The sequence below is a fragment of the Pseudomonas sp. BN414 genome (genome assembly GCF_029871275.1).
Classification (GTDB): domain Bacteria; phylum Pseudomonadota; class Gammaproteobacteria; order Pseudomonadales; family Pseudomonadaceae; genus Metapseudomonas; species Metapseudomonas resinovorans_C.
In genome coordinates this window covers 44,616-56,892 of sequence record NZ_SSOL01000073.1, presented here as the reverse complement: position 1 = coordinate 56,892, position 12,277 = coordinate 44,616, and the positions used below count along the sequence as shown (strand labels likewise).

Sequence of the window (12,277 nt, the reverse complement as noted above, 5' to 3'; positions counted from 1 at the left end):
CTATGACGGGCAACGCTGAAGAGCACATCGTCCGGACGAATGACTCTGTGGCCGCCTATTTCGTGAAGGCCGCCGTGCACCGACTGGCGCAGGCACCTACGCGCGTGGAGGCGATTCTGCGCGAAGCGGGTATCGAGCCTTCCTGGCTCGATGAACCCTTGCGCCGGGTACCGGCGGAATCGGTGACACGGCTGTGGCTGCTGCTCACCGAGGAGCTGGGAGATGAATTCTTCGCTTTCGATTCGGGTGGGATGCCTCGTGGTACGTTCGCGATCATCTGCCGCAGTGTGCTCCACGAGCCGGACCTGGGGCGCGCGCTGCGCCAGTGCCTGTCCGGCTTCAACTTGTTCCTGCGCGACATCCGCGCGCATCTGGAACTGCGCGGCAATCGCACCGCGATCGTCCTGGAAACCCGTATCGACGATCCCGCTATCCGTGGAGTCGCCGAGGAGATCTACCTCAGCATGGTAATTGGCGTGGCCTGCTGGCTTGTGGGACGCCGGCTCAATTTCGACCGTACCCAGTTTGGCCATCCTCCGCCTCCGCACGGCGCTGAACCCTTGCTCTGGGGACCCTGGATCGAGTTCGAGGCCAGGCGTACCGAGGTGGAGTTCGGTTCAGCCCAGCTGTCGCTGCCGGTGATCCGCAACTTCGCCAGTCTCAAGCAGTTCCTCCGTCACGCGCCAGAGGGTGTGGTGGTGCGATTCCGCAATCGATCAGGGCTTTCGGCCGACGTTTATCGCCGCCTCAAGACGTCCCCTGAGCTGGAATGGCCGTCCCAGACGCAGATGGCAAGCCAGGTTTCGATGAGCGAATCCGCCTTCCGCCGACAGCTGGAGCGCGAGGGTTTTTCCTATCAGGCGATCAAGCACGAAGTGCGTAAGGCATTGGCCTTCGATTACCTCAACGATGAGACCTTGAGCATCTCCGAGATCGCGATTCGTTGCGGATTCCAGGAGCCCAGCGCGTTTCATCGAGCCTTCCGCCAGTGGACCGGCATGAGTCCTGGTAGCTACCGGGCCACGCAAGCCGTTGGTAGGCGCTGAGCGCAGCCTGGCTAGTGCTGCCTTGTCGCGCGCCGTGAATCGTTCGACGTAACTCACCCTCTCGACCGCGTCCGCCCCCCCCCCCCGCTGTCTGACCCACTCCCATGCCGAGATCTGAATCTGCAGTGGGCCATGCTGTCGGGCAGGTTTCATTTGCGCTGCGCCATCCCCCATATCGCCAATCCACTGAACGGAAACGGCGCAAATCAATTCATTTCCTGCTGCCGGTTGCGATTGTGCCCGCCCGTTCAATTTTCGCCGGAGCGGCTGAAGAGCCGCGATTGTTCGTCCCGGGGCGTTGCCTTGTCTGGGTCGTAACAAGTGTTTTGCATAACAACTGTTGCGTAAAAATAAAGACAGGATTACAGTTCTGCAAAACAACAAGAGACCCCCCTGGAGGTCGCGCATGAAAAGCTTCAAGACAGGTTCCCGTCCCAACGACGGCTTCGCCGTCTGCAGAGGTTTTCCCGGCGAAAAGAGCATTGCTTCGTTCGCCATTCAATCCAACTGCCCGGGCGTGCAGTGCCTGATGATTTGTTTGCCGGTGTCGGCGGAGGTGGTCTGATGATTACGCTCAAGCCCAACCTCACCCTTCCTGCGGCCGGACTGTCCGGTTTCGAAACTCCTCTCTCCGAGGAAGAAGCAGCCATACAGGCCTCTGTGCACCGTTTCGCCAAGGACGTGCTGCGTCCTTTGGGTCGCGAGCTGGACCGGATGACCGCCGAAGAAGTGGCTGCGCCGGGCTCTCCCTACTACTCGGTGTTCAGCGAATTCGCCAAGCTGGGGCTGGACCCCGCACTGCTAGCGGAGCTGCCGCCGGAGATGGCAGTGCGGATCGAATCCATGATCGGCGAAGAGCTGGGGTGGGGCGATGCTGGCCTGGCGGTCTCCCTTGGGTGTGCTGGCTTCCCCCTGCAGATGGCCGTCGCTGCCGGCAACGCCGAACTGATCGAGTTGTGCCAGGGGCGGATCGGTTGCTGGATGGCCACCCAGCCGGATCGCGGCAGCGACAACCAGTTGCTCGATATCAAGCGCGATTGGCCCGTAGGTACGCCGGCCAACATCGGGAACCTGACCGCCAAGGTCGTTGGCGACGAGATCATCATCAATGGCCAGAGCTCGGCCTGGGTCTCCAACGGTGCTGTCGCGCAGGTGGCATTCGGTCTGATGTGCGCCGACTACGGTGACGGTTTCTACGGTGAGGATGGATTGCCCAATGGCATCGCTGTGATCGTTCCGCTGGATATCAAGGGGGTTTCCAAGGGCAAGCCCCTGGAGAAGATCGGTCAACGTTCCTTGCCTCAGGGGGAAATATACTTCGATGACGTACGTGTCCCGCGCCGCTTCGCCATTGCCGAGCGGGACGGTTACTACGGCGCCGTGAGCTCCTCCTGGTCCTATGCCGGTACCCATATGAGCCAGGTCTTCACCGGTGTGGCTCGGGCGGCCTTCGAACTGGCGTTGCAGTACTGCCACGAGCGCCGCCAGGGTGGTCGGATGCTGATCGATCACCAGATGACCCGCCTGCGCCTGGGCGAAATGCTCCGCCGCGTGGAAATCGCCCGTGCGGTTGCCCGCCGCTCACTGAGCTTTGCACGCCTCTCGCCACAGACCCATCCCTATGCCACAGCCTCGGCCAAGGTCACCGTGACCGAAGAAGCGTTGGCGGTGGTGGAGGAGGCATTCCGCCTGTTCGGCGGCAATGGCACCACGCTCGAGTACCCCATCGAGAAGCTGCTACGCGACACCCAGTCCGCCCTGATCGAAGACGGCGAGAACCGCATCCTGACCATGCGCCTGGGGTTGCTTGCGCAGCAGCTCTACGCCGAAGGCTGGGCCCAAAACTGATTCGATCATCCGATTCAATCCATCCAAGAACAAAAGCGAGGAACACCCCAATGGCCAAATATCCTGTCGTTGTCTATGGCGCGAGCGGTTACACCGGCATGCTCACCATGGACTGGCTTATTGACCAGAAGATCCCCTTCACTGCCGTGGCCCGTAACGCCAAGCGTGCCCAGGAGATGATGGCGCAACGCGTCGTCGGCCTGGAGTCGGCCACCTACGAAATCGTCGAGTGCCCTCACGAGGTCGAGGCCCTGACTGCCGTCTTCAAGGGTGCAAAAGTTGTGTGCAACACCGTCGGCCCGTTCGTCAACTTCGGTCTGACCACCGCCGAGGCTGCCCTGAAAGCTGGCTGCCACTACCTGGACCCGGCCGGTGAGCAGGAGCATATCCGTGCCCTGCGCGATCAGTTCGGCGAGCTGTACCGCCAGGCCGGCCTGCTGCTGTCGCCCTCGCTGGCCTACATGTACACCTTCGCCGAGATCGCCGCTGAGCTGGCCCTGGAAACCCCCGGTGTCGACTCCCTGGAAACCGCGACCCTGACCCGCGGCCCGCGCGTGGGCGCTGCCGGCGTGACCGTTGGCTCCACCGCCACCATTTTCGAAGGCTTCCGTCACCCGGGTGGTTACCTGTGGGAGAAGGAACTGATTCCGTACGCGCCCAACACCAGCTTCAACGTGGTCTGCCCCAGCCTGCTCGAGTCCGTGTTCTGCTTGCCGTGGGGCGGTACCTCGCTGCCGATCTATTTCCAGAATGACGGCCGCGTGCGCAGCTGCATGTCCTGTGTCGGCTTCTACGACAACCCGGTGATGAGGACCGTCCATGCCCTGGGGCAGAAGTGGGAGGCCGAGTACAAGCATCTGCCGAAGGAGCAGCAGGACGCGGTGATCCAGAACCTGGTGGATTCCACCACCCCGAGCATGCCGCCGCGCGAGCGCAGCACCCTGCAGCGCACCGTGGACTTCGCCATCGGTCGCGGTCAGCTGTCGGCGGTGCGTGCCACCGTGCACGGCATCACCCCCTATATCGCCACCGGTGCGCTGCACGCGGCGGCTGCGGTCAAGCTGCTGGACAACGACGTTGCCAAAGTGGGCTTCGCGTCCTCCTCCAAGGCCTTCGGCCACCGTTACATGCTCGGCTTCCTCGAGCAACGCGGCCTGGCTCGCGCAACCATCACCCAGCTGTGAAGTGACGACGATGGCAATCATTGATTTCTTCGACCGTGGCTGGCGGATCAATCCGCAGGGGCCTGCCTATATCCAGGACGGCACGGTCACGACCTTTACCGAAGCGGGGGACATGTCCTGCCGCATCGCCAACGCACTGCTGGCCAGTGGATTCGCGTCCGGGGTGAAGGGCGCAGTCTGGGCAGCTAACGATGTAACCGCCTGGCTCTGTGCCCTGGGTCTGTGGCGCGCCAACCTGTGCTGGATTCCGGTGGGCGCGCGCAACGCGCCCGAGGAGAACCGCTACGTACTGGACGCGTTCGACTGCGAGATCCTGTTCTTCCAGCGCGAATTTGCCGAGACCATTGCTACCCTGCGGCCGCAGCTGCCGAAGATCAGTCAGTGGGTCTGCATAGATGGTGAAGTGGAGGGGGCCGAATCGCTGGAGCAATTCATCGCGCAACAGCCGGCCACAGATCCACGTGTCTCCGTCGATCCGGACGATGTGATCTGGCTCGGGCCCACGGGTGGCACCACGGGCTTGCCCAAGGGCGTCATGAACACCCATCGCAGCGTGCAGACTAGCTTTGCGCACTTCATGATTAACACGCCGTATCCCGCCAATATCCGGCCGGTGAACCTGGCGGCAGCGCCGATGACCCACACCGCCGGCATGCTGTCGATGCCCTGCACGGCCAGGGGCGGCGCGGTTGTGGTCATCACCAAGCCGGAACCACAACTGTTGCTGGCGGCGATCCCACAATACCGGGTGACGGAGTTCTTCTTGCCGCCAACGGTCATCTACCGGCTGCTGGATATTCCCGACCTGAACAAGAAGGTCGACTTCTCGTCGCTTCGCTACTTCCTCTATGGCGCTGCACCGATGTCGGTGGAGAAGTTGCGCAAGGCGATCGAAGTCTTCGGCCCGGTCATGATGGAAGGCTATGGGCAGACGGAGGCGCCGGGCGCGATTGCGCACCTGACGCCGGGCGAGCACTTCGTGAATGGTGAAGTGGCCAGCGATGAGCGGTTGTCTTCTGTTGGAAAGCCCAACCCCCTGGTCCGCGTGGAGATCATGAACGACGGCAACGAGATTCTCACCCAGGGTGAAACGGGTGAGATCTGTGTGCGCGGCGACCTGATCATGAAGGGCTACTACAAGGATCCGCAGAAAACGGCGGAGACTCTCATCGATGGCTGGCTGCATACCGGCGATATCGGCCACATCGATGCCGACGGCTACTTGCACATCACCGACCGCAAGAAGGACATGATCATCTCGGGCGGGTTCAACGTGTACCCGAGCGAGGTTGAGCAGGTGCTCTGGAGCCATCCTGCCGTACGCGACTGCGCGGTTATCGGCGTGCCCGACGAGACGTGGGGTGAGGCGGTCAAGGCCGTCATCGAGCTGAACGAGGGACAGACCGTCGACGCCGACGCACTGATTGCGTTGTGCAAGGAAAAGCTGGGTTCGGTGAAGGCGCCCAAATCGGTGGACGTCATTGAGGCGCTGCCACGCAGCCCGGTGGGCAAGGTGCTGAAGAAAGACCTGCGTGCCCGTTATTGGCAAGGCGCCAACCGGCAGATCTGAAGTCGAGGAGTCTTCTGATGGAACCCATTTACATTGCCGGTATTGCCATGACCGAGTTCGGTCGTCATCCGGATCGCAGCCTCCAGGACTTGGCCCTGGAGGCGCTCAACGGCGCCTTGGCGGATTCCGGCGCGCAGCGCTCCGACATTGGTGCCGTCTTCTATGCCGGTATTACCAACGGTGCGTTGCAGGGCCAGCTGTCCATCCCGGGGCAGGTGATCATGAGCAAGATCGGCATCGAAGGGGTGCCGGCCTACAACGTCGAGAACGCTTGCGCTTCAGGCAGCACCGCCGTTCACCTGGCAGTGCAGAGCCTGCGCGCAGGCGCTACCGATGTGGCGCTGGCCCTGGGCTGCGAGAAGATGGTGGTGGCCGACAAGGCGAAGTCCTTCGCCCTGTTCGAAGCAGGGTGGGACGTCGCCCGCGCCGAGGAGAACTTCGCCATCCTGTCGAAGATGGGCGACGGCGTCGTGCCGCCGCCCGGCTCGGAGTCCGACCGTCCGTACAGCCGCTTCATGTCCATCTACGCCGGCTTCTGCCGTTGGCACATGAAGACCTACGGCACCACCCAGAGGCAGATCGCGGCGGTGTGCGCGAAGAACCACAACCACTCGGTGCACAACCCGTACTCCCAGTTCCGCAAGCCCTTCACCATCGAGGAAGTGCTAGCGGCGCCGCCGATCACCTACCCGATCACCCTGCCGATGTGCGCACCCATGACCGACGGCGCCGCCGCCGCGATCATCTGCACCGAGGCCGGTCTGAAGCGGATCGGAGCCGACCCCCGGCGCTGCGTGAAGATCGCCGCCAGCGTGATCCGCAGCTTTACCCTGCGGAGCATCGACGAGCCGGAGAAGCACGTCAGCCACCTAGCCGCGCTGCAGGCCTATGAGATCGCCGGCCTGGGGCCGCAGGACATGCATGTCGCCGAGGTTCACGATGCGTCCGCCATGGGGGAGATCATTCAGGCGGAGAACCTCGGACTGGCGCCCCTGGGGCTGGGCGGGGTCTGTGCCGAGCGCGGTGATTTCACCGTGGGTGGCCGAGTCCCGATCAATCCCTCTGGCGGGCTGGAATCCAAAGGGCACCCGCTTGGCGCAACCGGCATTGGCCAACTCTACGAACTGACCACTCAGTTGCGTGGCGAGGCGGGTGCCCGGCAGGTCGAGGGCGCGCGCCATGCAATCCAGGAAAATGGCGGTGGCCTTATCGGGGTCGAAGAAGGCGCCGTCGCAGTTCACATCCTGAGCCGATAGGAGAACGTGTCATGTCAGCACCCCGTCGAGACGCGGAAAACAAGACCAGCTGTGGAGTCGCGCATTTTCGTCGGCTCGGTGGGTGGGTGGAAAGGCCGGCTGACATGCAGCCAGAGCTGGAGGGTGATGTCAGCGCCGATGTGATCGTGGTCGGTGCTGGCTTTGCTGGACTGTCTACTGCATTGGAGCTGACTGCACTCGGTGCGAAGGTAATCATCCTCGAGCAAGAATTCGCCGGCTTCGGCGCGAGTGGGCGCAATGCGGGCTATATCGGTGGCAGCCTGGGGATCGAATTCGAATTCTTCGTCAACCGCGTCGGCATTGAGCAGGCGCGGAAGATCGTCAGCTTCTATGACGAGGGGGTCACCTACGTAGAACGCAGGCTCGAAGAGCTCGGCATCGACTGCGACTACAACCGATCAGGAAATATTCGCGTCGGCGTTCATCCCTCTCAGGAAAAGAAAATGCGCAAGGCCATGGAGCTTGGTCTGGAGCTCGGCTCCACGACGCAGTTCCTGGACAATGCCGACATGCGCGCGCGCGGTATCCCGCCAGCCTTCCTGTTCGGTTATGCCCAGCAGCATGGCGGCACCCTGGACCCCGGCAAGTACGTGATGGGGCTGCGGCGCGCGGCGCTCCGGGCCGGTGTGAAGCTCTACGAGAACACGCCGCTGCTGTCCTACAGCGAAGGTCCGACCATCAGGTGTGCGACCAGGCGGGGCACCGCGAGCGCGTCCTATGTTGTGTTAGCCACAAACGCCTACACCCCGCAGCTCGGCCTTCTAAGGGACAAGGTGGTACCGCTACGGGTCTCGGCGATCGAGACGGAACCCCTGTCGGCAGCGCAACTGACCTCGCTGGGCTGGTCGGGCAGGGAAGGCTTGATCACCTCGCACTGGACGATGGAGAGCCATCGTCTGACCGCTCGCAACACGCTGGTCATCACAACGAAACGGCTCGGTTATGCGTATGGCTCGCAAACCCCAAATGTGCCGGATGAAGTCGCTTATCGAGAATTGGCGGTGGCGCTGAACGATCGATTCCCAACCTTGCGCGGCCTCGGCATCCAGTCGAGTTGGAGCGGGTACGTCAGCATGGCTTATGACGCGCTTCCGGTTGTTGGTGAGACGGGCGCCCAGAAGAACGTCATTTATACCGCCGGGTGTTCCGGGCACGGCGTCGCCACCCAATCGTTGATGGGCTACCTGCTCGCCGAGCGAATTGGCGGTGTCGAGCATCCTCTGCTGGCCGCGTTGCGCCACAAGACGCCCTCGACCCTCCCTGAGCCCTTGCAGTGGTGCGCCGTCAAGCTGGCGCTGGGGGCGGCGAACCTGATGGACAACTGGGTGAATCGTAAGGTGCAGGGCGGCGCCGCTAACTGACCGAGAACCGGAACTGACGTCGCGGGAATCTCCGCACAGTTCCGAACACAACATTTCTGCTTGCGCGGAGCGATGATGAATAACAACTCAAAAGAGGCAGTGCGCGTCACCGCCTGGACCGCGATTCTGGGCGGCATCTTTGCCTACCTGAATGTCGGCTTCATGCTGATGGTCACCCAGGGTGATATGACCGTTTCACTGGACGGTGCGGCGATGCTGGCGTTCCCGGCAGAGATTCGAGAGTTTTTCCGGCTGTCCATGCTCGCCGACATTCTCGGTTTCTATCTGCCGGTGCTGGTGATCGGAGGCTACCTCTGGAGCGTCTTTCGTGAAGAGGCGGGCACCCTTGGGGATATCGCTGTGCTCGCCATCGCCCTCTACGTGGCCCTGGGTGTCATCGGCGCAGCCCTGCAACTTTCCGTGCTTAACCCGCTGGCCGACGCTCATGCGGCGGGTGGTGAAGCAGCCAAGGCAGCGGAAGTTGTCTGGACCAGCATCGCTGTCGGCAGCCAGAAAGGGCTGTGGTGGTGCGAGGGCCCGGTTGTGCTGTTCTGGGGACTGGTGGTCGGTGGCCATCTCAAGCGCGCGGGCTGGGGCCGGTCGGTGCTGCTGCCCCTCAGCTTCGTCGGCTGGTGCTTTGGCCTCTTCTTCCTGGCCGGGTTCTTCCCGCAACTGACCGGACTTTCGGCGGCCCTACTGGTCTTGGTCGTCCTGATCTTCCCGATGTGGATGATCCTGTTCGGCACGCAGTTGCTGCGCCGATCGACCTTCATACTCGCCACAGGGTGAACCCCAGGGCCAGGCCCCGAGGTTCGTTGAATTCCAATAAGCACATCGATCGCCGGGGCTCCCCGGTGAATCTCGCGGCATGCCATCGCCGGCCATTTTGGCTGTTCGCTGCCGTCTTTCCCATGCCGTAACAAGAACGACGACTTCAATAAAAAATACGTGAGGCTACGAGTATGGCGAACAAGCCCAACTCAAATTCTTCTCTCGATCTCAAGCGACGGCAGTTGCTGAAGCTGGCGGGTGCCACTGCAGCGATTGGTGGGTTCGGCCTGACCACAGGGCTGGCGCATGCCAGCGAGACGTCAGGTGACGCGATGGTGTCGACCGGGCAGGACGACGTGCTGGATGTCGTCATTATCGGTGCGGGGCTGGCCGGTCTGACCGCCGCCCGTGACCTGCAATTGGCCGGCAACCAGTCCTTCCTGGTTCTGGAAGCGAGGGATCGAGTAGGGGGGCGTACCCTCAATTACGAGGTGAATGGTTACGTCTCGGAAGTTGGTGGTCAGTGGATCGGGCCTGGTCAGACCGCCGTCGAAGACCTTGCGCGTCAGCTGGAGGTTGGCACCTTCCCGACGTTCTACGAAGGACGCACGGTCGTCATCGGCGGTGACGGTCGGCTGGAAGTCGATTTACAAGGAACCTTCGGCACCGACATGACCGTGGCTGGCAAGCTGAGCGAGATGTCTCGCGAAGTCCCCTCGGGGGCCCCCTGGAAATCCCCCAGGGCTGCTGAGCTGGACAAGCTCTCGGTCGGAGACTGGTTGGCCCAGCAAAACATCAAGCCGGAGGATCGGTCCGGCTGGGATGCCAGCATGACACTGACTGGTGGCGTCACCCCGGCCAAAATGGGGCTGCTGCATTTCCTGTCCATGATCAATTCGGCCGGTTGCGACTACGAAAAACTCGACTCGATCAAGGACAGCGCGCAAGGCACGCGTTTCGTTGGCGGCTCGCAGGCCCTCAGCATCAAGATGGCCGAGCAATTGGGCGATAAGCTGCGTTTGCAGTGCCCGGTGCGGAAGATTTCCGACTGGGATCGCGAGGTCGTGACCCTGCACACGGACCAGGGGGCGATTCGCGCGCGTAAGGTCATCGTGGCCATCCATCCGGCCCTGTGCAACCGGGTGCAGTTCGAGCCGGCCCTGCCGGCGGCGCGTGCAGCACTGCAACGTGCCTGGCCCGCGCATTCGCCGGCACGCAAGATGGCCATGGTGTATTCCCGGCCGTTCTGGCGGGACAAGGGCTTGAACGGGCACATCATGATGATGGATGGCCCCATTATTTGGGCCTGGGACAACTCGCCGCCCAATGGCGAGATCGGCATCATCAATGCCTTCCTCTCCAACGCCAATCTGCCCTCGGATCATGAAACGGCCAAGCGCACGCTGACGGAAATCTTCGCCGACGTTTGGGGCGACGAGGCGCTGCAGCCCGTGGCATACCACGACCAGGACTGGGGGCGTGATGACCCCTGGACGCTCACCTGCGTATCCGCCATCCCGCCGGGCTTCTGGACCACCCATGGCGAGGCGCTGCGGCCACCCTGCGGCAACCTGATCTGGTCCGGTACCGAGACCGCTGATATCTGGGCCGGCTACATGGATGGCGCCGTGCGTTCGGGCCACCAGAGTGCCCTGCAGGCGCTCAACGCGCTGCGTCGGGCATAGGAGGCGAAGATGAAGAAATTGATAGCGGTGGCTGTAGTCGTGGTCCTTGCCGGGCTGCTGGCTTTTTACGGTCGGGATGCCCTTGATCTCTATCGTCTGATGGACCACATCAGCACTTCCACAGAGGCCAAGGAAGCCGACGGCGGCCCATGGCCACGACTGAGCGATGCCTGTGTAGGTTGTCATGGTGTTCAAGGCAAGTCGCAGCATCAGGGGTATCCCAGCCTGGCTGGTCAACCTGCTACCTACCTGGCCAACCAACTGCGTAACTTCGCCAGTGGCGCGCGGGCCAATCCGAACATGGGGCCGCTGGCTATGACCCTGAGCGAGGCCGACGTCCAGCAGTTGGCGGCGTACTTCGCCAAGCAGTCGGCTGCGCAAAACAGCTCCTTCAAGGCTGATCCCGTGCTGCGGGAGAAGGGGCAGAGGCTGGCGTTGAACGGAGGCTGCGCGGCGTGTCACGGCGAAGGGCTGATGGGGCGCGACCAGTTCCCGCGGTTGGCCGGACAGGGGCATGACTACCTGCTGGCCCAACTGAATGCCTTTGCGGAAGGGAGGCGCAAGGATTCGACGGGCGCGATGACAGCCATCGTCTCGACCTTGTCCGCGGATGATCGTCAGGCACTTTCCCACTATCTCGCAGCGCTCGTCCCTGTGGCGAAGTGAACGATCGGTAGAGTATTTGATAGAGGTTATTGCTATGGAAATTAAGGAAGTTCTTGCGCTGCTTTCTAGCGTTTTCTTGATCACTTGCGGTGTGGTTTACGGCCTCAAGTATGTGCGCATTCGGAAGAACTATCTGCTCGGATTTGAGTGGCTGATCGTGGCCTTCTCTGCTTCGAATCTACTGCTATTCCTTGTGACGGGGTTCAAGGTTGGCTACAGCATCTCTTTCTTCCTCGATGCCTTTTCCCGCGCTTTCGGTGTCCCGATTGTGGCCACGCTTGGCCTGATGGCGGTCACCCATAACTACAGGCCTTCGGTTACCAAGGACATCATGATTTTCGGGGTCACCTTCGCCGCCACTTTCGTGCTGGTACTGGCCGACTTCGTTAAAGGGCTGCTGCCGTATTTCTACCTGATCATGTGGGCCTGCTACACCCTCTATCTCTGCTATTTCACTTGGCGTCTGCTGCGCGCCGGCGAGTTCATGCATGCACTGCTCAATGCCTTGACTACGGCGGCTGCTTTGGCCGTGGCGGTCGTCTATGACTTCCTCCCAATCCCGGGAGACGAGGACAAGATGGAGTTCATGATCTACGCCCTGACCGTTTGGGGTTGCCAGATAATCCAGCAGTACTACGCCTACGGCGCGCTGGAGCGGGCGAAGAACAATTCGTTTCAATCGTTTGTCCACGCCAGGTAAGTGACCTGGAGTCTGACTGTAGTGAGCCACCATTGTCTGGCGGCTCACTACACAGCACCAACTTGTCCCCGTAAGAAACGCTCCACTTCATGCTGGCGATACCTTTGTACGGCAACGATAGCGTTGTTGTCAGAGCCTGGGTTTTAACGATCGCCCCATCGGAAGCAGG

11 protein-coding genes are annotated in these 12,277 nt (G+C 62.0%); all 11 read left to right on the top strand.

Going from position 1 to position 12,277, the window contains the following annotated elements:
* Window positions 1–2: 2 nt before the first annotated feature.
* The 11 genes from E8E95_RS20270 to E8E95_RS20220 all read left to right on the top strand — a co-directional run bounded on the left by E8E95_RS20270 (window position 3) and on the right by E8E95_RS20220 (window position 12,108).
* Complete coding sequence (locus E8E95_RS20270) at window positions 3–1,046, top strand: AraC family transcriptional regulator (RefSeq protein WP_179058753.1); 1,044 nt, start codon at window positions 3–5, stop codon at window positions 1,044–1,046.
* Window positions 1,047–1,452: 406 nt separating this feature from the next.
* Complete coding sequence (locus E8E95_RS20265) at window positions 1,453–1,611, top strand: hypothetical protein (RefSeq protein ID WP_179058752.1); 159 nt, start codon at window positions 1,453–1,455, stop codon at window positions 1,609–1,611.
* A complete protein-coding gene (locus E8E95_RS20260) occupies window positions 1,611–2,894 on the top strand; it encodes an acyl-CoA dehydrogenase family protein (protein WP_179058751.1) in 1,284 nt (427 codons plus the stop codon). The genes E8E95_RS20265 and E8E95_RS20260 overlap by 1 nt, the downstream gene beginning before the upstream one ends.
* 50 nt (window positions 2,895–2,944) lie before the next feature.
* A complete protein-coding gene (locus tag E8E95_RS20255) occupies window positions 2,945–4,078 on the top strand; it encodes a DUF5938 domain-containing protein (RefSeq protein ID WP_280353337.1) in 1,134 nt (377 codons plus the stop codon).
* Window positions 4,079–4,088: 10 nt separating this feature from the next.
* Window positions 4,089–5,648, top strand: a complete 1,560-nt coding sequence (locus E8E95_RS20250) for an AMP-binding protein (RefSeq protein WP_280353335.1) — start codon at window positions 4,089–4,091, stop codon at window positions 5,646–5,648.
* 17 nt (window positions 5,649–5,665) lie between these two features.
* On the top strand, window positions 5,666–6,904 hold the full coding sequence (locus E8E95_RS20245; protein ID WP_179058748.1) for a thiolase family protein: 1,239 nt from the start codon (window positions 5,666–5,668) through the stop codon (window positions 6,902–6,904).
* An 11-nt stretch (window positions 6,905–6,915) separates the two neighbouring features.
* Complete coding sequence (locus E8E95_RS20240; protein WP_280353331.1) at window positions 6,916–8,286, top strand: FAD-dependent oxidoreductase; 1,371 nt, start codon at window positions 6,916–6,918, stop codon at window positions 8,284–8,286.
* Between the two features lie 72 nt (window positions 8,287–8,358).
* On the top strand, window positions 8,359–9,075 hold the full coding sequence (locus E8E95_RS20235) for a hypothetical protein (RefSeq protein ID WP_256873306.1): 717 nt from the start codon (window positions 8,359–8,361) through the stop codon (window positions 9,073–9,075).
* Window positions 9,076–9,248: 173 nt separating this feature from the next.
* Entirely contained in the window at window positions 9,249–10,742 is a 1,494-nt protein-coding gene (locus E8E95_RS20230; protein ID WP_280353326.1) for an FAD-dependent oxidoreductase, read from the top strand.
* 9 nt (window positions 10,743–10,751) lie between these two features.
* Window positions 10,752–11,408 (top strand): c-type cytochrome, encoded by a 657-nt coding sequence (locus tag E8E95_RS20225; protein WP_179058745.1) that lies wholly within the window; start codon window positions 10,752–10,754, stop codon window positions 11,406–11,408.
* Between the two features lie 34 nt (window positions 11,409–11,442).
* Window positions 11,443–12,108 carry a hypothetical protein gene (locus E8E95_RS20220; RefSeq protein ID WP_179058744.1) on the top strand — a complete coding sequence of 222 codons (666 nt, stop codon included), beginning with the start codon at window positions 11,443–11,445 and terminating at the stop codon, window positions 12,106–12,108.
* The last annotated feature ends 169 nt before the right edge of the window (window positions 12,109–12,277 follow it).

Coding starts and splice junctions, on each gene's coding strand:
- E8E95_RS20270 (WP_179058753.1), top strand. CDS start 3: ATGACGGGCAACGCTGAAGAGCACATCGTCCGGACGAATGACTCTGTG.
- E8E95_RS20265 (WP_179058752.1), top strand. CDS start 1,453: ATGAAAAGCTTCAAGACAGGTTCCCGTCCCAACGACGGCTTCGCCGTC.
- E8E95_RS20260 (WP_179058751.1), top strand. CDS start 1,611: ATGATTACGCTCAAGCCCAACCTCACCCTTCCTGCGGCCGGACTGTCC.
- E8E95_RS20255 (WP_280353337.1), top strand. CDS start 2,945: ATGGCCAAATATCCTGTCGTTGTCTATGGCGCGAGCGGTTACACCGGC.
- E8E95_RS20250 (WP_280353335.1), top strand. CDS start 4,089: ATGGCAATCATTGATTTCTTCGACCGTGGCTGGCGGATCAATCCGCAG.
- E8E95_RS20245 (WP_179058748.1), top strand. CDS start 5,666: ATGGAACCCATTTACATTGCCGGTATTGCCATGACCGAGTTCGGTCGT.
- E8E95_RS20240 (WP_280353331.1), top strand. CDS start 6,916: ATGTCAGCACCCCGTCGAGACGCGGAAAACAAGACCAGCTGTGGAGTC.
- E8E95_RS20235 (WP_256873306.1), top strand. CDS start 8,359: ATGATGAATAACAACTCAAAAGAGGCAGTGCGCGTCACCGCCTGGACC.
- E8E95_RS20230 (WP_280353326.1), top strand. CDS start 9,249: ATGGCGAACAAGCCCAACTCAAATTCTTCTCTCGATCTCAAGCGACGG.
- E8E95_RS20225 (WP_179058745.1), top strand. CDS start 10,752: ATGAAGAAATTGATAGCGGTGGCTGTAGTCGTGGTCCTTGCCGGGCTG.
- E8E95_RS20220 (WP_179058744.1), top strand. CDS start 11,443: ATGGAAATTAAGGAAGTTCTTGCGCTGCTTTCTAGCGTTTTCTTGATC.